The organism is Streptomyces sp. 3330 (assembly GCF_031456635.1).
Lineage (GTDB): Bacteria > Actinomycetota > Actinomycetes > Streptomycetales > Streptomycetaceae > Streptomyces.
Genome location: NZ_JAVDVA010000009.1, coordinates 62065 through 80123 on the forward strand (window position 1 = coordinate 62065; position 18059 = coordinate 80123).

At 69.7% G+C, this 18059-nt stretch carries 16 protein-coding genes and 1 riboswitch; of the genes, 8 read left to right on the forward strand and 8 right to left on the reverse strand.

From position 1 onward, the window contains the following. The first annotated feature begins 111 nt into the window (after positions 1-111). The 3 genes from def (at position 112) to J2X68_RS17080 (ending at position 3510) form a co-directional block, all read left to right on the forward strand. On the forward strand, positions 112-762 hold the full coding sequence (def, locus tag J2X68_RS17070; protein WP_310433397.1) for a peptide deformylase: 651 nt from the start codon (positions 112-114) through the stop codon (positions 760-762). A gap of 328 nt (positions 763-1090) precedes the next feature. Further along, on the forward strand, positions 1091-2143 hold the full coding sequence (cyc1, locus tag J2X68_RS17075) for an epi-isozizaene synthase (RefSeq protein WP_399040148.1): 1053 nt from the start codon (positions 1091-1093) through the stop codon (positions 2141-2143). Then, entirely contained in the window at positions 2140-3510 is a 1371-nt protein-coding gene (locus J2X68_RS17080) for a cytochrome P450 (protein ID WP_310433399.1), read from the forward strand. The genes cyc1 and J2X68_RS17080 overlap by 4 nt, the downstream gene beginning before the upstream one ends. 10 nt (positions 3511-3520) lie before the next feature. On the opposite strand, the gene J2X68_RS17085 is transcribed toward J2X68_RS17080, so the two are convergent. Continuing rightward, the gene (locus J2X68_RS17085; RefSeq protein WP_310433400.1) at positions 3521-4489 is read right to left on the reverse strand and encodes a helix-turn-helix domain-containing protein; all 969 of its coding nucleotides are present in this window, start codon (positions 4487-4489) and stop codon (positions 3521-3523) included. 93 nt (positions 4490-4582) lie between these two features. Between J2X68_RS17085 and J2X68_RS17090 the strand changes: the two genes are divergently transcribed. After that, positions 4583-4825: a hypothetical protein gene (locus J2X68_RS17090; protein ID WP_310433401.1), complete on the forward strand. Its 243-nt coding sequence runs from the start codon at positions 4583-4585 to the stop codon at positions 4823-4825. Here J2X68_RS17090 and J2X68_RS17095 read toward each other — a convergent pair. From J2X68_RS17095 to J2X68_RS17120, 6 genes are all read right to left on the reverse strand, one after another. Continuing rightward, positions 4738-5766, reverse strand: coding sequence for a ribonucleotide-diphosphate reductase subunit beta (locus J2X68_RS17095; RefSeq protein ID WP_310433402.1), 1029 nt, complete (start codon positions 5764-5766; stop codon positions 4738-4740). The genes J2X68_RS17090 and J2X68_RS17095 overlap by 88 nt on opposite strands. Further along, positions 5766-8144: a ribonucleoside-diphosphate reductase subunit alpha gene (locus tag J2X68_RS17100; RefSeq protein ID WP_310433403.1), complete on the reverse strand. Its 2379-nt coding sequence runs from the start codon at positions 8142-8144 to the stop codon at positions 5766-5768. The genes J2X68_RS17095 and J2X68_RS17100 overlap by 1 nt, the downstream gene beginning before the upstream one ends. Positions 8145-8288: 144 nt before the next feature. Further along, positions 8289-8378: riboswitch (cobalamin riboswitch) on the reverse strand. 77 nt (positions 8379-8455) lie between these two features. Further along, complete coding sequence (locus tag J2X68_RS17105; RefSeq protein ID WP_310433404.1) at positions 8456-8962, reverse strand: GNAT family N-acetyltransferase; 507 nt, start codon at positions 8960-8962, stop codon at positions 8456-8458. Between the two features lie 214 nt (positions 8963-9176). Then, the gene (gene mctP / locus J2X68_RS17110; protein WP_310433405.1) at positions 9177-10805 is read right to left on the reverse strand and encodes a monocarboxylate uptake permease MctP; all 1629 of its coding nucleotides are present in this window, start codon (positions 10803-10805) and stop codon (positions 9177-9179) included. Continuing rightward, the gene (locus J2X68_RS17115) at positions 10802-11074 is read right to left on the reverse strand and encodes a DUF3311 domain-containing protein (protein ID WP_310433406.1); all 273 of its coding nucleotides are present in this window, start codon (positions 11072-11074) and stop codon (positions 10802-10804) included. The genes mctP and J2X68_RS17115 overlap by 4 nt, the downstream gene beginning before the upstream one ends. A 99-nt stretch (positions 11075-11173) precedes the next feature. Further along, the gene (locus tag J2X68_RS17120) at positions 11174-11938 is read right to left on the reverse strand and encodes a GntR family transcriptional regulator (RefSeq protein WP_310433407.1); all 765 of its coding nucleotides are present in this window, start codon (positions 11936-11938) and stop codon (positions 11174-11176) included. A 374-nt stretch (positions 11939-12312) separates the two neighbouring features. Between J2X68_RS17120 and J2X68_RS17125 the strand changes: the two genes are divergently transcribed. From J2X68_RS17125 to J2X68_RS17140, 4 genes are all read left to right on the forward strand, one after another. Then, a complete protein-coding gene (locus J2X68_RS17125) occupies positions 12313-13593 on the forward strand; it encodes an extracellular solute-binding protein (RefSeq protein WP_310433408.1) in 1281 nt (426 codons plus the stop codon). 119 nt (positions 13594-13712) lie between these two features. Beyond that, on the forward strand, positions 13713-14699 hold the full coding sequence (locus J2X68_RS17130) for a sugar ABC transporter permease (protein WP_310433409.1): 987 nt from the start codon (positions 13713-13715) through the stop codon (positions 14697-14699). Further along, complete coding sequence (locus J2X68_RS17135; protein ID WP_310433410.1) at positions 14696-15562, forward strand: carbohydrate ABC transporter permease; 867 nt, start codon at positions 14696-14698, stop codon at positions 15560-15562. Before J2X68_RS17130 ends, J2X68_RS17135 begins: the two co-directional genes overlap by 4 nt. Positions 15563-15569: 7 nt before the next feature. Then, a complete protein-coding gene (locus J2X68_RS17140; protein WP_310433411.1) occupies positions 15570-17096 on the forward strand; it encodes a glycoside hydrolase family 3 protein in 1527 nt (508 codons plus the stop codon). A gap of 81 nt (positions 17097-17177) precedes the next feature. Here the strand turns inward: J2X68_RS17140 and nagB are convergent, their stop codons facing one another. Further along, positions 17178-17963, reverse strand: a complete 786-nt coding sequence (gene nagB, locus J2X68_RS17145; protein ID WP_310433412.1) for a glucosamine-6-phosphate deaminase — start codon at positions 17961-17963, stop codon at positions 17178-17180. Positions 17964-18059: the final 96 nt, after the last annotated feature.

The following is an 18059-nucleotide window of genomic DNA, read 5'->3' on the forward strand; positions in this document are numbered from 1 at the left end:
CGCGCGGCCGAGGCGCGTACCGATGCGGCCCCGCGCCCCTGGAGGACCGCTTCCCCGTACCCTGTATCAGCAACTTCTCCCCCTGTTTCACTGAGGAAGGCATCGTCGGTCATGGCGCAGCAGGACACCGATCAGCAGCACACGGGCGTGCTTCCCGTGGACGACGAGGGCTTCGTCATCGACACCGAGGAGGCGGAGGCGCGCGAGCTGGCATGGCGTGAGGCCGGCGCCTCGCGGCCGATCACCGTCGTCGGGAACCCGGTGCTGCACAAGGAGTGCAAGGACGTCACCGAGTTCGGCGACGAACTGCGGCAGCTGGTCGCGGACATGTTCGCCTCGCAGCACACCGCCGAGGGCGTGGGCCTGGCCGCCAACCAGATCGGCGTCGACCTGAAGGTCTTCGTCTACGACTGCCCCGACGACGAGGGCGTCCGGCACACCGGTGTCGTCTGCAACCCCAAGCTCGTCGAACTGCCCGCGGACCGGCGCCGGCTCGACGACAGCAACGAGGGCTGCCTGTCGGTGCCCACCGCCTACGCGCCGCTGGCCCGTCCCGACTACGCCGAGGTGACCGGTCAGGACGAGCAGGGCAATCCGATCAAGGTGCGCGGCACCGGATACTTCGCTCGGTGTTTGCAGCACGAGACCGACCACCTGTACGGCTACCTCTACATCGACCGTCTGTCCAAGCGTGAACGCAAGGACGCCCTGCGGCAGATGGCCGAGAACGAGCCCCGGTATCCCGTGGTCGCCAACGACTGAGCCCACCCGCACCACCACGACGCCCGGCCGGGATCCCTCCGGCCGGGCGTCGTTCGTGTGTCCGACGGACGTTCGATCGCTTACGCACATCTACTGCACACGTGTTGATCCGTAACCAGTCATGCAGGGGTGGATTCTCGGCATGTTGGGGTGGTGAATGAAGCAAATCCGTTCCCAGAACGGTCAGTTGTAGTGCTGAATGGGAAGTGCGGGGATACGCAACGGCGCACGCCCGGCACGGGGGGAGGGGTGTGTGCCCACTGGCGGCTGAGAGGGGTTGTCCGTGCCAGCTTTCCCATACAGCACCACATACAGCACCACAGCGACGGTGACCGCGCCCGCGGTCCCTCCCTCGCTCTCTCTTCCGGTCATCGAGGCGGCGTTTCCCCGGCAACTGCATCCGTATTGGCCCCAGTTGCAGGAGAAGACGCGCTCCTGGCTGCTGGAAATGCGGTTGATGCCGGCGGACAAGGTCGCAGAATATGCCGACGGACTTTGCTACACCGACCTGATGGCCGGCTTCTACCTCGGCGCACCCGACGAGGTCATGCAGGCCATCGCCGACTACAGCGCGTGGTTCTTCATCTGGGACGACCGGCACGACCGTGACGTCGTGCACGGCCGGAGGTCCGCCTGGCGGCGGCTGAGGTTCCGCTTGCACGCGGCCCTGGACTCCCCGGTGCAGCATCTGCGCCACCCGGATCCGCTGGTCGCCGGGCTCGCGGACAGCGTGGGCCGGCTGCACTCCTTCCTCCCCGCCACCTGGAACGCCCGGTTCACCCGGCATTTCCATGCCGTGATCGAGGCGTACGACCGGGAATTCCACAACCGCGTCGAAGGGCGCATTCCCGACGTCGAGGAATATCTGGCGCTGCGTCGGCTCACCTTTGCACACTGGATCTGGACCGACCTGCTGGAGCCGAGTGCGGGGCTTGAACTCCCGGACCCGGTGAGGAAGCACCCCGCATTTCGCCGCGCGGCGCTGCTGAGCCAGGAATTCGCCGCCTGGTACAACGACCTCTGCTCGCTGCCCAAGGAAATAGCGGGCGATGAGGTGCACAATCTCGGAATCAGTCTCATCACCCATGAGGGGCTGACCCTGGAAGAGGCGGTCGAGGAAGTAAGGCGACGCGTCGAAGAATGCATTGCAGAATTCCTGGTCGTCGAGAAGGACGTCCTGCTGCTCGCCGACCGGCTTGCCGACGGGACGGTTCGCGGAAATCAACTCGGCGCCGCCGTACGGTCCTGCCTCGGCAATATGCGCAACTGGTTCAGTTCCGTCTACTGGTTCCACCACGAGTCCGGCCGATACATGGTCGACAGCTGGGACGACCGGTCCACGCCCCCGTACGTCAACAACGAAGCGGCAGGTGAGAAATGACCGTCGAGTCGGTGAAACCCGCGACCCCCGCGGCGCCCGAACTGCGTGAGCCACCGTTGGCCGGTGGCAGGGTCCCGCTCCTCGGGCACGGCTGGAAGCTGGCCCGTGATCCGCTGGCCTTCCTGGCCCGGCTCCGCGACCACGGAGACATCGTCCGCCTCAGGCTCGGCCCCAAGACGGTCTACGCCGTCACCGCGCCGGACCTCACCGGCGCCCTGGCGCTCAGCCCGGACTACATCATCTCGGGGCCCCTGTGGGAGTCCCTGGAGAGCCTGCTCGGCAAGGAGGGCGTGGCCACGGCCAACGGCCCGCTGCACCGCCGCCAGCGGCGCACGATCCAGCCCGCGTTCCGGCTCGACGCCATCCCCGGCTACGGGCCGATCATGGAGGAGGAGGCGTACGCGCTCGTCGAACGCTGGCGAGGGGGCGAGGTCCTCGACGTCACCGCGGAGGCCTTCCGGGTGTCCGTGCGCATCTCCGCGCGCTGTCTGATGCGCGGCAGCTATATGGACGCCCGGTCGGAGCGCATCACCTCCGCGCTCGCGACCCTGTTCGCCGGTATGTACCAGCGCATGGTGATGCCCCTCGGACCGCTTTATCGGGTACCGATTCCGGCCAACCGCGAATTCAACCGGGCACTGGCCGATCTGCATCGGCTGGTGGACGAGATCATCGCCGACCGCCGCGCATCCGGTCAAAAGCCGAACGATTTGCTGACGGCTTTGCTGGAGGCGAAGGACGAGAATGGCGAGCCCATCGGGGAACAGGAGATCCACGACCAGGTCGTCGCGATACTCACCCCGGGCAGCGAAACAGCAGGCTCCGTGGTCATGTCGCTGCTCCATGTCCTCACGGAGCACCCCGAGCAGGTGGACAAGATCCGCGAAGAGGTGAAAAGCGTCGTCGGTGACCGGCCGGTCGCATTCGACGACGTGCGAAAGCTCCAGCACACCGCCAATGTCGTCGTCGAGACCATGCGGCTGTATCCCGCCGTATGGATATTGACCCGGCGCGCGGTGACCGAGACCGAGCTCGGTGGCTACCGCATTCCCGCGGGAGCCGACATCGTCTACAGCCCGTACGCCGTACAGCGCGATCCGCGGTCGTACGAGCGGAACACGGAGTTCGATCCCGACCGCTGGCTGCCCGGCCGCTCCCCGGAGGTGCCGAAGTACGCCATGACGCCGTTCGGCGTCGGCAACCGGAAGTGCCCGAGCGACCATTTCTCGATGGCCGAGCTGACACTGATCGCCGCGGTGGTGGCGTCCGCGTTCCGCTTCGAGCCGGCGCCGGGCTCCGACAACCGGACGCACATCGGCATCACGCTCCGGCCGCGCCGGCTGCTGCTGCGGGCGGTGTCCGGGTGAGAGCCGCGGCTCAGGCGGCGGCCTGCGGACCGCGGAACGTGCGCCGGTAGGCGTTCGGGGAGGTTCCCAGCGCCTGCACGAACTGGTGGCGCAGCGCCCCGGCGGTGCCGAAGCCGGCGCGCCAGGCGATCGCGTCCACCGTCTCGTCCGTCGCCTCCAGCAGGTGCTGGGCCAGCAGTACCCGCTGGCGCAGCAGCCAGCGGTACGGGGTGGTGCCCGTCTCCTGCTGGAACCGGCGGGCGAAGGTGCGCGGTGACATGTGGGCGCGTTCCGCGAGCTGCTCCACCGTGACCTCCTCGTCGAGGTGCTGCTCCATCCAGGCGAGCACCTCGCCGACGGTGTCGCACCGTGACCGGGGCAGCGGCCGCTCGATGTACTGGGCCTGGCCGCCGTCCCGGTGCGGCGGCACCACCATGCGCCGGGCGATCCGGTTGGCGACCTCGGGCCCCTGCTCCTTGCGGACGAGGTGCAGGCAGGCGTCGATGCCGGCGGCCGTGCCGGCCGAGGTGATCACCGGGTCCGCGTCGACGTACAGCACGTCCGGTTCGACGGTCGTGCGGGGGTAGCGCCGGGCCAGCACGTCCGCGTGCCGCCAGTGCACGGCGCAGCGCCGCCCGTCGAGCAGCCCCGCGGCGCCCAGCACGAACACCCCGGAGCAGACGCTGAGGACCCGGGCGCCCCGGTCCACGGCCCGGCGCAGCGCGGCGAGCAGCTCGGGCGGATACGCGCGGTCGATGTTCGCGTCCGCGGCCGGCACGGCGATCAGGTCGGCCTCCTCCAGCCGGTCGAGGCCGTACGGCGTGGAGACGGTGAGCCCGCCGACATGGGTGCCCAGGACCGGGCCCTCCGCCGACACCACGGCGAAGTCGTACACCGGCAGCCCCTCGTCGCTGCGGTCGAGGCCGAAGACCTCGCAGACGACGCCGAGTTCGAAAGGATGCACGCCGTCGACGAGGACGGCGGCCACGTTGTTCAGCATGGTGCCAGTGTGCACCCGCAGTGGCAGGAATTTGAAGGTGTGCGGCAGTCCTGCCACTCACGGTCAGGGGTGTCCGGGACAACACTGGTGTCCATGAACGCGAACCAGATCGAAGGCCTCATCGGAATGCTCATGGTCCTCGGGATCCTCGTCCTCCTGGTCCTCCCGTCCGTGCTCGGCGTCGTGCGCGACCGGCGCGCCGACCGGCAGATCAGGGAGGCCCAGGAGGCCCGGGGGGAGAGGGCGGCTCAGAAGTCCTCGTCCAGGTCGACGGTGCCCTCCACCGCCACCTGGTACGCCGACGGACGGCGCTCGAAGAAGTTGGTCAGCTCCTGAACACCCTGGAGCTCCATGAAGGAGAAGGGGTTCTCCGAGCCGTACACCGGGGCGAACCCGAGCCGCGACAGACGCTGGTCGGCGACGCACTCCAGGTACTGCCGCATCGAGTCGGTGTTCATGCCCGGCAGCCCCTCGCCGCACAGGTCGCGCCCGAACTGCAGCTCCGCCTCGACGGCCTCGCGCAGCATGGCGGTCACCTGCTCCTCGAGCCGGTCGTCGAAGAGGTCCGGCTCCTCCTTGCGGACGGTGTCGACCACCTCGAAGGCGAAGCTCATGTGCATCGTCTCGTCACGGAACACCCAGTTGGTGCCCGTGGCGAGACCGTGCAGCAGGCCCCGGCTGCGGAACCAGTAGACGTACGCGAAGGCGCCGTAGAAGAACAGGCCCTCGATGCACGCGGCGAAGCAGATCAGGTTGAGCAGGAAGCGGCGGCGGTCGGCCTTGCTCTCCAGCCGGTCCAGCTTCTCGACCTCGTTGATCCACTTGAAGCAGAACTCGGCCTTCTCGCGGATGGACGGGATGTTCTCCACCGCGGCGAAGGCCGCCGCCCTGTCCTCCGGATCCGGGAGGTAGGTGTCCAGGAGCGTCAGATAGAACTGGACGTGGACGGCCTCCTCGAAGAGCTGCCTCGACAGGTACAGGCGTGCCTCGGGGGAGTTGATGTGCTTGTACAGCGTCAGCACGAGGTTGTTCGCCACGATCGAGTCGCCCGTCGCGAAGAACGCGACCAGCCGGCCGATCATGTGCTGCTCGCCCTCGGACAGCTTCGCCAGGTCGGAGACGTCCGAGTGGAGGTCGACCTCCTCGACGGTCCAGGTGTTCTTGATGGCGTCCCGGTAGCGCTCGTAGAAGTCCGGGTAGCGCATCGGCCGGAGGGTCAGTTCGAAGCCCGGGTCGAGCAGGTTCTTGGCGGACGCGGTGGTGGCTTCGCTGGTCATTACTGGCAGGCCTCGCAGGACTCGGGGTTCTCAAGGGAGCAGGCGACGGCTTCTTCCGAGGTCACCTGCTGCACGGGGATGGCGGCGGGGGCCTGCGCCTGGGCCGCGCGGGCGATGCGGGTCGCCGGGCGGGAGCGCAGGTAGTACGTGGTCTTCAGGCCCGACTTCCAGGCGTACGCGTACATCGAGGAGAGCTTGCCGATGGTCGGCGTCTCCAGGAAGAGGTTCAGGGACTGGGCCTGGTCCAGGTACGGGGTGCGGGCGGCGGCCATGTCGATCAGACCGCGCTGCGGGATCTCCCACGCCGTGCGGTACAGGGCGCGCACGTCCGCCGGGATCCAGGCGAAGTCCTGCACCGAGCCGCTGGAGTCGCGCAGCGCCTCGCGGGTGCGGGCGTCCCAGACGCCGAGGTCCTTGAGGTCCTGCACCAGGTAGGAGTTGACCTGGAGGAACTCGCCGGACAGCGTCTCGCGCTTGAACAGGTTGGACACCTGCGGCTCGATGCACTCGTACACGCCCGCGATGGACGCGATGGTGGCGGTGGGGGCGATGGCGAGCAGCAGGGAGTTGCGCATGCCGGTCTGCGCGATCCGCTCGCGCAGGGCCGCCCAGCGCTCGGGCCAGCTGAACTCGACGCCGTAGTGGTCCGGGTGCAGCACGCCGCGGGCCGTACGGGTCTTCTCCCAGGCCGGCAGCGGGCCGTTGCGCTCGGCCAGCTCGGCGGAGGCCTCGTAGGCGGCGAGCATGATGCGCTCGGCGATACGGGTGGACAGCGCCTTCGCCTCGGGCGAGTCGAAGGGCAGCCGCAGTTTGAAGAAGACGTCCTGGAGGCCCATCGCGCCCAGGCCGACCGGACGCCAGCGGGCGTTGGAGCGGCCCGCCTGATCGGTCGGGTAGAAGTTGATGTCGACGACCCGGTCGAGGAAGGTGACGGCCGTGCGGACGGTCTCGTCCAGCCGCTCCCAGTCGATCGCGCCGGCCGCCGTGTCGACGAACGCGCCGAGGTTCACCGAACCCAGGTTGCAGACGGCCGTCTCGCCGTCGTCCGTGACCTCGAGGATCTCCGTGCAGAGGTTGGAGGAGTGCACGACGTGGCCCGGCTCGGCCGTCTGGTTGGCGGTGCGGTTGGCCGCGTCCTTGAAGGTCATCCAGCCGTTGCCGGTCTGCGCGAGGGTGCGCATCATGCGGCCGTAGAGGTCACGGGCCGGGATGGTCTTCCTGGCGAGACCGGCCGCCTCCGCCTTGCGGTAGGCCGCGTCGAACTCCTCGCCCCACAGGTCGACGAGCTCGGGCACGTCGGCGGGGGAGAACAGCGACCAGGGGGCGTCGGCGTTGACCCGGCGCATGAACTCGTCCGGGATCCAGTGCGCGAGGTTCAGGTTGTGCGTGCGGCGGGCGTCCTCGCCGGTGTTGTCCCGCAGCTCCAGGAACTCCTCGATGTCGGAGTGCCAGGTCTCCAGATAGACCGCCGCGGCGCCCTTGCGCCGGCCGCCCTGGTTCACCGCGGCGACCGAGGCGTCGAGCGTCTTCAGGAACGGCACGATGCCGTTGGAGTGCCCGTTGGTGCCGCGGATCAGCGAACCGCGGCTGCGGATGCGGGAGTACGACAGCCCGATGCCCCCCGCGTGCTTCGACAGCCGGGCCACCTGGTGGTAGCGGTCGTAGATCGAGTCCAGCTCGTCCAGCGGGGAGTCCAGCAGGTAGCAGGACGACATCTGGGGGTGCCGGGTGCCGGAGTTGAAGAGCGTGGGGGAGGACGGCAGGTAGTCCAGCCGGCTCATCAGCCGGTAGAGCGCGGCGACTTCGTCCAGGGAGCGGGACGTGTCGTCCTCGGCGAGGCCGGAGGCGACGCGCAGCAGGAAGTGCTGCGGCGTCTCGACGACCTTGCGGGTGATCGGGTGCCGCAGGAGGTAGCGGCTGTGCAGGGTACGGAGCCCGAAGTAGCCGAAGCGGTCGTCGGCCTGCTCGTCGATCAGGGCGTCGAGGCGGGCCGCGTGGATCCGCACGAACTCGGCGGTGCGGTCGGCGATCAGGCCCTCGCGGTGGCCGACGGCGACCGATCCGGTGAACGACGTGACGCCCTGCGAGGCGGCCTCCGCGGCGATGCTGATCGTCAGCAGCCGGGCGGCCAGCTTCGAGTAGGCGGGGTCCTCGGAGATCAGGCCCGCGGCCCCCTCCGTGGCCAGCTCGCGCAGCTCCGCGGTGACCTCGGAGGCGGCCCGCGCGGACCGGCCGCGCAGGGCGACGGCGGCGACCCGGCCGGGGTCGGCGTCGGGCAGGTCGGCGGTCAGCTCGGTCAGGGTCCGCAGCAACGCGGTACCGGGACCGTCGGTCTCCAGCTCGGTGACGGAAACCGGGTCGGCTGGCGCGATGGTCACGTGGGGCACTCCCTCGCTCGGCGATGGGCCTTGCGGAGGGCAGGGGGCAGCACACGAGCGCGCGGGGCGTCGCGTCCACCGGCCCACTCCACGAGACCCGGACGTCAGGGCACCCGGACCGGACGGCCGGGCGCGCTGTCGGCAGGACCTCGGACTGAACAGGCGTGCGCATACGGGTATGGATGCACGCGAGTACACCGTTGCGGGACAGTTCCGGATTCGCACCGGATTCCCCTGCGGCGACAGCGAGCATGAGCATACATCTTGTGCTCACCCGTCACGCCACCACCAGATGTTGTGTCGGGGCGGTTTCAGAGCGTCAGCTGATAGGTGATCAGGGTGAGATCGTTCCGGTCCGGCATGGGATTCCAGTCCCGCTCGGGCGTGCGAACGAAACCCAGGCGTTCGTAGATGCGATGAGCCGCGTACATCACGCGCTGGGTCGACAGGACGACGGCGGTGCAGCCCTCCGCCGCCCGGGCGCGGTCGAGGCAGGCGCGGACGAGGGCCTCCCCCGCGCCCCGGCCACGGGCGGCCCCGTCGACCGCGAGCATGCGGATCTCGGCCTCGCCGCGGACCGCGATGTCGGACAGGGGGCCGGGGCCGGGGACGAAGGTGACGCCGCCGAGGAGACGGCCGTCCTCCACGGCCACGAGCACCTCGGCGGCGGCCGCGCGCTTGGCCACGTCGCGCAGTTCGCGCAGATACCCGTCGCTCTCGCCGAAGTCGAGGAGGCCGTCGTCGAGGTAGGCGCGGGCCGTCATGTCGCCGAGCGCCTCGTACTCGCCCGGCGCGACCCGCCGGATCACCATGTCCATGGCCCCGAGTCTGCCCGACGCCCCGGTCGCGGAGCGTGCCGGGAGCGACCCCGTGGAAGAGGGCGTCGGCGCCTCCCGCCGTGGCCCCGTACGCCGACCGGGTCCCGCGCGCCGCGCGGGACCCGGTCGGCGTACGGGGCCGATGAGGCACCGACGCCGTCCCGCGGCCCGAGTGATCCGCGGAGTCCGGGCGACCCGCGCGGCCGGACGGGCGCTAGTGGCCCGCGCCCGCGGTCGCCGGGGGCAGCTCCACGGCCACGCCCGGGTCGCCCGCGTCCGCCGTGTAGTCCTCCGGGCGTGTCTCGTCGACGCCGTCGGGAGCCTTGGCCGCCTTCAGGACGAAGGTCAGCACCACGGTGACGACGACGTTGATCACGAACGCCGTGAGACCGATGTAGCCGATCTCGCCGATGCCCGGGATCTCCTTCGACGAGCCGCCGAAGTGCTTCTGGGTCGGGGACGCGACACCGTACGCGGCGAAGGTGCCGTAGACCATGCCGACCGCCCAGCCCGCGAGCAGGGCCCAGCGGTGGAACCAGCGGGTGAACAGGCCGCCGACCAGGGCCGGGAACGTCTGGAGGATCCAGATGCCGCCCAGCAGCTGGAAGTTGATGGCGACCGTCTTGTCCATGGTGAGGACGAAGACCAGGGCTCCCACCTTCACCAGGAGCGAGACCAGCTTGGAGACCTTCGTCTCCTGCGCGGGCGTCGCGTCCGGCTTGATGAAGTCCTTGTAGATGTTGCGGGTGAAGAGGTTCGCGGCCGCGATCGACATGATGGCCGCGGGCACGAGCGCGCCGATGCCGATCGCCGCGAACGCCACCCCCGCGAACCAGGACGGGAACATGTCCTCGAACAGCTGCGGGATCGCCAGCTGGCCGTTGGTGACCTTGACCCCGGCCGCGATCGCCATGAAGCCCAGCAGCGCCAGCAGACCCAGCATCAGGGAGTACAGCGGCAGGATCGTGGTGTTGCGGCGGATCACCTCACGGCTGCGGGACGACAGCGTCGCCGTGATCGAGTGGGGGTACATGAACAGCGCCAGCGCCGAGCCCAACGCCAGCGTGGCGTACGTCCACTGGCCGGGGTCAGCCGGCGCCAGCGCGCCGCGCGGCTTGCCCGTCGCCGGGTTGGTCTGGCCGAACGCCTCGCCCGCCTTGGCGAAGATGTCGTCGAACCCGCCCAGCTTGATCGGGATGTAGATGATCGCCACCGCGATGACGATGTAGATCAGCGTGTCCTTCACGAACGCGATCAGCGCGGGGGCTCGCAGCCCCGAGGAGTAGGTGTAGGCGGCCAGCACGCCGAACGCGATCAGCAGCGGCAGGTCCTTCACGAACCAGTTGGTGTTCTCGCCGCCGCCGACGCCCATCACGTCGAGCACGGCCTGGATGCCGACCAGCTGCAGCGCGATGTACGGCATCGTCGCCAGGATGCCGGTGACGGCGACCGCCAGCGACAGGCCCTTCGAGCCGAACCGGCCGCGCACGAAGTCCGAGGTCGTCACATAGCCGTGCTTGTGCGACACCGACCACAGGCGGGGCAGGAAGGTGAAGATCAGCGGGTAGACGAGGATCGTGTACGGCACCGCGAAGAAGCCGGCCGCGCCCGCCGCGTAGATCGCCGCCGGTACGGCGACGAAGGTGTACGCGGTGTACAGGTCGCCGCCGAGCAGGAACCAGGTGACCCAGGTGCCGAACGACCGGCCGCCCAGGCCCCATTCGTCGAGGCTGTGCTCGTTCTCGGCCTTGCGCCAGCGCGCGGCCAGGAAGCCCATGACCGTGACGGCCAGGAAGAAGAAGATGAAGACGGCGAGCGCGACGCCGTTCACGCCGTCCTTCACTCCGACGCACCGCCCTTCGCGGAAGAGGAAGCGCCGGCGCGGCCGCGCTGGTCACGCTGCCACAGCTTGTACGCGGTCACGGTGAGCGCGGCGGAGAGGGGCACCCACAGCATCTGGTACCAGTAGAAGAAGGGGATCCCGATGAACGCCGGATCCACCTTGGCGTACGAACCCACCCACAGCATGGCCACGAAGGGCGCGATCAGGCAGAGGGCGATGGCGACGCGCGCAGGCGTCACCACCGGTTCCCTCGTTTTCTCGTCGGACATCGGCGGCTCCGTCCCCTCACTGATCGCCTTGATCACAGATGTAATGCGCAGGCAATGTAAGTGACGGATAAGCCCAGCGGAAGACCCTCCACAGACCCTCTACTCGGCGGGCCGCTTCAGTCGTGCCACGAACTTGTACCGGTCGCCCCGGTACACCGACCGCACCCACTCCACCGGCCGGCCCTCCTGGTCCAGCGAGTGGCGGGAGAGCATCAGCATCGGCAGGCCGACGTCGGTGCCCAGCAGCCCCGCCTCGCGCGGGGTGGCCAGCGAGGTCTCGATGGTCTCCTCGGCCTCGGCGAGCCGGACGTCGTACACCTCGGCGAGGGCGGTGTACAGCGACGTGTACTTGACCAGTGACCTGCGCAGGGCAGGGAAGCGCTTCGCCGACAGATGGGTCGTCTCGATGGCCATCGGTTCGCCGTTGGCCATGCGCAGGCGCTCGATGCGCAGGACCCGGACGCCGGCCGTGATGTCGAGCAGGTCGGCGAGGCGGTCGTCGGCGGTGATGTAGCCGATGTCCAGGAGCTGTGAGGTCGGCTCCAGGCCCTGGGCGCGCATGTCCTCGGTGTACGAGGTGAGTTGGAGCGCCTGGGACACCTTCGGCTTGGCGACGAAGGTGCCCTTGCCCTGGATGCGCTCCAGACGGCCCTCGACGACGAGTTCCTGGAGGGCCTGGCGCACCGTCGTGCGCGAGGTGTCGAACTCCGCCGCCAGGGTGCGCTCCGGCGGGACCGGGGTGCCCGGAGACTGTGTCTCCGTGATGTCGAGCAGGTGTTTCTTCAGGCGGTAGTACTTGGGCACACGCGCGGTACGGACGGTCGCCCCACCCTCGTTCTCCGCACTGCTGACGTCGGTGCTCATGGCCTGCCTTCCCGGCTGCGGGTGCCGAAATGGCCGACACGCCGTCGGCCGCGGCTCACATCGTGGCACGGACGCGGGGATGGTGCCCCACCGTTCCGTGATCCCTCTGTATACCGTCGCAACCTTTGCTGGTCTAGTCCACCAGGGCAAATGGTCTACCGGAGCGATGCCCTCCGGAGCCGAGGTTTTCGAGGGCTTCTTACTTAAAGGTTCCTGCATATGTAGGTCCCATAACGGCTGTTCGGAGGGGGTTCGGCCACCCTTGACAGGCTTATTGGTCTGAGCCAAGCTCTGCGCACTGGTCTACACCATTGGTCCAGAGATCGAGGTCCCGGCCCGTGGGCGGGGGGTGTGGCATCCCTGAGGAGGATGGCGTGAAGCGCAAGCTGATAGCCGCGATCGGTATCGCGGGCATGATGGTCTCCATCGCGGCGTGCGGGGACGACGGTGGCAGCGGGGACTCGAAGGGCACCGACGCCAAGGAACTGACGGTCTGGCTCACCGTCGACGCGCAGAACAACTGGCCCGAGCTCGTGAAGGCCGCCGACGCGGCGGTGCAGAAGGCTCACCCCGGCGTCAAGATCGACCACGAGTACTACGGCTGGCCGGACAAGAACGCCAAGCTGGACGCGGTCCTCGCCACCGACAAGGCCCCCGACGTCGTCGAGATGGGCAACACCGAGATGCTCGGCTACATGGTCAAGGGCGCCTTCGCTCCCCTGGACGCCGCCACGTTCGACAACTCCTCCGCCTGGCTCGACGGCCTCAAGGCCTCGGTGACCTACGACGGCAAGACCTACGGCGTCCCGTACTACGCGGGCGGCCGGGTCGCCAACTGGCGCAAGGACCTCTTCGCCTCGGCGGGCGTCAAGACCACCCCGAAGACCTACACCGAGCTGACCGCCGCCCTGGACAAGGTCCAGAAGAAGGAGGGCGACAAGTTCTCCGCCTGGTACCAGCCCAGCCGTGACTGGTACGCGGCCATGTCCTTCGTCTACGACGCCGACGGCTCGATCGCCAAGGAGGAGGGCGGCCAGTGGAAGGCCAACCTCTCCTCGCCCGAGTCCGTCAAGGGCCTCACCGAGTTCAAGAAGGTCCTCGACACGTACATGCACGGGGACAAGACCAAGGACGAGTCCGACCGGTACATCGTCTACGGCCAGGGCAAGTCCGGCATGATCTTCGCCCCCGCCTGGGAGGGCGCGACCGCCGCGGCGAAGGAGAACGACAAGACCGGCAAGCTCGCGAACAACGTCGAGAACTTCGTGATGCCCGGCCCGTCCGGCAAGAACCTCCCCGTCTTCCTGGGCGGCTCCGACCTCGCCGTCCCGGTGAAGTCGGACGCGCAGGCCCTCGCCGCCGAGTGGATCAACGCCTTCACCGGCCCGTCCGGCCAGAAGGGTCTGATCGCCAAGGGCAACCTGCCCAACAACAAGACCGACCTCGCGACCCTCAAGAGCGACCCGGCCACCGCGGTGCCGGCCACCGCCGCCGAGTCCAACTGGTTCGTCCCGATGGCCCCGGGCTGGGGTCAGGTCGAGAAGGCCCAGGTGCTCCAGACCATGCTCCAGAGCATCGGCACCGGAAAGAAGACGGTCGAGGCCGCCGCGAAGGACGCGGACGCCGCGATCGACAAGGTCATCAACACCAAGTGACCTGACGGCAGGGCCCCGACCACCCCGGAGGGCTTCATCGGGGCGGGGCCCTGCCTCCCGTACGACCCGTACGGGGCTTCGCCTTCGTACGACCCGAGGGACCGCTGAGGAGCGCGCGGATGAGTGCCGCAGACACGACCACTGCCAAAGTGCCGCCGACGCGGCAGTCGCCGCCACCACCACCCGTGGTGCCAAGACCACGCCGCGGCCGGAGTTCCGGCGGGGCCTCGACGCCCTGGCTGCTCCTCGCCCCCTGCCTGCTGGTCCTCGCCCTGGTGATGGGCTATCCGCTGGTCCGGCTGGTCACCCTGTCCTTCCAGAAGTTCGGGCAGTCCCAGCTGTGGGGCTTCCAGCCGGCCGAGTCGGTCGGGTTCGACAACTTCACCGGCGTGCTGGGCGACGGCGAGTTCTGGCAGGTCGTGTTCCGCACGGTCGTCTTCGCGGCCGGCTGCGTGATCTTCACGATGGTCATCGGCATGCTGATCGCGCTGCTCCTCCAGCGGGTCTCGGGCTGGGTGAAGACCCTGGTGAACATCGCGCTCGTGGCCAGCTGGGGCATGCCGGTCATCGTCGCCACCACGGTCTTCAAGTGGCTGTTCGACGCCGACTACGGCATCCTCAACGCGGTCCTGAGCAGGCTGCCGGGCGTCGAGCTGATCGGCCACAACTGGTTCGCCAGCGGGCCGCAGGGGCTGGCGGTCATCATGCTGCTCGTCGTCTGGGGCGCCGTGCCCTTCGTGGTCATCACCCTCAGCGCCGGCCTCACCCAGGTCCCGGCCGAACTCGAGGAGGCCGCCCGCCTCGACGGCGCGGGCGCCTGGGGCGTCTTCCGGTACGTCACCCTGCCCATCCTCAAGCCGATCATCGTGATGCTCACGACCCTGTCGGTCATCTGGGACATGGGCGTCTTCCCCCAGGTCTTCGTCATGCGCAACGGACACCCGGAATCCGAGTTCCAGATCCTGACGACGTACTCCTACGACCGCGCCTTCGTCGTCAACGACTACGGACAGGGCTCGGCGATCGCCCTGATCACCGTGCTGCTGCTGCTCGGCGTGGTCGCCGTCTACATGCGCCAGATGCTGAAGATCGGAGAGGTCGAATGAGCGCCGTTGCCTCCGGGGCGACCCGGGCGGGAAACCGGTCCGGGCGCCGCAGGTCGAAGGTGGGCTGGAACCTCCTCGGCGTGCTCGTCTTCGCCGTCGCGGGCTTCCCCGTCTACTGGATGCTCAACACGGCGTTCAAGCCGGCGAAGGACGCGATCGACCCGGATCCGAGCCTGCTGCCGACGGGACTCACCCTCGACAACTTCAGCCGCGCGCTGCACATCGCCGACTTCTGGGGCCCGGTGGGCCGCAGCCTGCTCGTCTCCCTCGCGGTCGTGGCGATCGGCGTCGTCGTCGGCATGCTGGCCGCCCTGGCCATCTCCCGGTTCGCCTTCCGCGGCCGCAAGGTCGTGATCGTGGGCATCCTGGCCGTCCAGATGGTCCCGCTCGTCGCCATGATCATCCCGGTCTTCCTGCTCCTGAACGACCTGGGCCAGTACGACAAGCTGTCCGGCCTGATCCTCACCTACCTGACCTTCATCCTCCCCTTCACGGTGTGGACGCTGCGCGGCTTCATCGTCAACATCCCGAAGGAGCTGGAGGAGGCCGCCATGGTCGACGGCTGCTCCCGCACCGGGGCCTTCGTCCGGGTGGTCTTCCCGCTGCTGGCGCCGGGCATGGTCGCCACCTCGGTCTACGGCTTCATCCAGGCCTGGAACGAGTACCTCTACGCCTTGATGCTGCTCAGCCAGAAGAACCAGACGGCCACCGTGTGGCTCAGCAACTTCTCCACCAAGCACGGCACCGAGTACGCCCCGATGATGGCCGGCGCCACCATGATGGCCCTGCCGATCGTGGCCCTCTTCCTCCTCGTCCAGCGCAAGATGGCCGCGGGGCTGACCGCGGGCGCCGTGAAGGGATGACGCCCCGATGACGACAATCGCCAGCGGCACCGACACACTCACCCGTGACGCCCTGACGGTCCTCCAGCCCGGCTTCCCCGGCACCACCGCCCCGGACTGGCTGCTGCGCCGCCTCGGCGAGGGCCTGGCGTCGGTCGGCCTGTTCGGCCGGAACATCGCCTCGCCGGAACAACTCGCCTCGCTGACGGCGCAGTTGCGGGCCGAGCGGGACGACGTCCTGGTCGCGATCGACGAGGAGGGCGGAGACGTCACGCGCCTGGAGGTGCGCACCGGCTCCAGTTTCCCGGGCAATCACGCGCTGGGCGCGGTGGACGACGTCTCGCTCACCCTGGAGGTCGCCGCGGAGCTGGGCCGCCGCCTCGCGGAGTGCGGCGTCAACCTCAACTGGGCGCCCTCCGCCGACGTGAACTCCAACCCCGCGAACCCGGTCATCGGAGTCCGCTCCTTCGGCGCCGACCCCGGCCTGGTCGCCCGGCACACCGCCGCCTACGTCACCGGCCTGCAGTCGGCGGGCGTGGCGGCCTGCACCAAGCACTTCCCGGGGCACGGCGACACGGCCGTCGACTCCCACCACGCGCTCCCGCGCATCGACGCCGACCCCGCCGTCCTGACGGAACGCGAGCTGACCCCGTTCCGCGCCGCCATCGCCGCCGGCACCCGTGCCGTGATGAGCGCGCACATCCTGGTCCCCGCCCTGGACCCGGCCCGGCCCGCGACCCTGTCCCCGCACATCCTCACCACCCTGCTCCGCGAGGAACTCGGCTACGACGGCCTGATCGTCACCGACGGCATGGAGATGCAGGCCGTCGCCGCGACCTACGGCATCGAGCGCGGCAGCGTCCTCGCCGTCGCGGCCGGCGCCGACGCCATCTGCGTGGGCGGCGGCCTGGCGGACGACGAGACGGTACGCCGTCTGCGCGACGCCCTGGTCACCGCCGTCCGTACCGGCGAGCTCCCCGAGCAACGCCTCGCAGACGCGGCGGAACGGGTGCGGGCCCTGGCCCGCTGGACGGCTCCGCGGCGCACGGCCACGGCCGGCGCCGACGAGGGAACGGCGCGCGCGGCCCGCGGCGCCGGGCGGCCCGACGTCGGGCTGATCGCCGCCCGCCGGGCGCTGCGCCTCACCGGCGACGAGGTCTTCACCCCGCTCACCGAGCCCCCGTACGTCGCCGCGCTCACGCCGGTCGCGAACATCGCCGTCGGCGACGAGACCCCGTGGGGCGTGGCCGCGGAGCTGGGCCGGCTGCTGCCGGGCACGGACACCGGCAGCTTCGCGGGCGCGGACGCGGGACACGCGGCGCTGATCGCGGCGGGGGAGCGGCGGATCGTGGCCGTGGTGCGCGACGAGCACCGCCACCCCTGGATGACGGCGGCCCTCGACATCCTCCTCGCGGCGCGCCCGGACACGGTCGTCGTCGAGATGGGCGTCCCGCAGGCCCCGCCCCGCGGCGCCCTGCACATCGCCACCCACGGCGCGGCCCGGGTGTGCGGCCGCGCGGCGGCGGAGGTCATCGCGGCCGGGCCGCCCGCCTGAGCACCCCGCACCACCACGACGAGGGCGCCGGGCTCCTGAGGAGGAGCCCGGCGCCCTCGTCGTGCCGGTGGCGGCGTGACCTCAGATGCCCTGCCACGCCGGCTTGGCGGCGAACGTGTGCCGGAAGTACTCCGCGAGCTTCAGCTTGGACGCGGCGGCCTCGTCGACGACGACCGTCGCGTGCGGGTGCAGCTGGAGCGCGGAGGCCGGGCAGATCGCGGCGACCGGACCCTCGACGGTGGCCGCGACGGCGTCCGCCTTGCCCTCCCCGGTGGCGAGCAGCACCAGGTGCCGGGCCTCCAGGATCGTGCCGATCCCCTGGGTGATGACGTGATGGGGCACCTGGTCGATGTCCCCGTCGAAGAACCGCGCGTTGTCCACCCGGGTCTGCTCGGTCAGCGTCTTGATCCGGGTGCGCGAGGCCAGCGAGGAGCACGGCTCGTTGAAGCCGATGTGCCCGTCGGTGCCGATCCCGAGCAGTTGGAGGTCCACTCCGCCGGCCGCGGCCAGCGCACGGTCGTACGCCTCGCAGGCGGCCTGCACGTCGGTGGCCGTGCCGTCCGGCCCGAGGAACGCCTCCATGCCGATGCCGAGCGGCTCCAGCACCTCGCGCCGGAGCACCGAGCGGTAGGACTCGGGGTGCTCGGCGGGCAGGCCCACGTACTCGTCGAGCTGGGCGATCCGCGCCCGCGCGGTGTCGGCGGACCCGGCGCGCACCTGGGCCGCCAGCGCCTGGTAGACGGGCAGCGGGGTGGAGCCGGTGGCCACGCCGAGCAGGGCGTCCGGCTTGCGCCGCAGGAGCTGCGCCATGGCCTCGGCGATGAGCTCGCCGCCCGAGCGGGCGTCCGCAACGATGACAACTTCCACGCTGGCCTGCCGTTCTGAGAGGGGCACGGGGGACCCGGAAGGGCTATGTGGTTTAGACCAATCTATGGGGTCAATCTAACAGAATCGGCAGGGTCC

Excerpts from the sequence above, each read along its gene's own strand:
- def (WP_310433397.1), top strand. The coding sequence starts at position 112 with ATGGCGCAGCAGGACACCGATCAGCAGCACACGGGCGTGCTTCCCGTG.
- J2X68_RS17080 (WP_310433399.1), top strand. The coding sequence starts at position 2,140 with ATGACCGTCGAGTCGGTGAAACCCGCGACCCCCGCGGCGCCCGAACTG.
- J2X68_RS17085 (WP_310433400.1), bottom strand. The coding sequence starts at position 4,489 with ATGCTGAACAACGTGGCCGCCGTCCTCGTCGACGGCGTGCATCCTTTC.
- J2X68_RS17090 (WP_310433401.1), top strand. The coding sequence starts at position 4,583 with ATGAACGCGAACCAGATCGAAGGCCTCATCGGAATGCTCATGGTCCTC.
- J2X68_RS17095 (WP_310433402.1), bottom strand. The coding sequence starts at position 5,766 with ATGACCAGCGAAGCCACCACCGCGTCCGCCAAGAACCTGCTCGACCCG.
- J2X68_RS17105 (WP_310433404.1), bottom strand. The coding sequence starts at position 8,962 with ATGGACATGGTGATCCGGCGGGTCGCGCCGGGCGAGTACGAGGCGCTC.
- J2X68_RS17115 (WP_310433406.1), bottom strand. The coding sequence starts at position 11,074 with ATGTCCGACGAGAAAACGAGGGAACCGGTGGTGACGCCTGCGCGCGTC.
- J2X68_RS17120 (WP_310433407.1), bottom strand. The coding sequence starts at position 11,938 with ATGAGCACCGACGTCAGCAGTGCGGAGAACGAGGGTGGGGCGACCGTC.
- J2X68_RS17130 (WP_310433409.1), top strand. The coding sequence starts at position 13,713 with ATGAGTGCCGCAGACACGACCACTGCCAAAGTGCCGCCGACGCGGCAG.
- J2X68_RS17135 (WP_310433410.1), top strand. The coding sequence starts at position 14,696 with ATGAGCGCCGTTGCCTCCGGGGCGACCCGGGCGGGAAACCGGTCCGGG.
- J2X68_RS17140 (WP_310433411.1), top strand. The coding sequence starts at position 15,570 with ATGACGACAATCGCCAGCGGCACCGACACACTCACCCGTGACGCCCTG.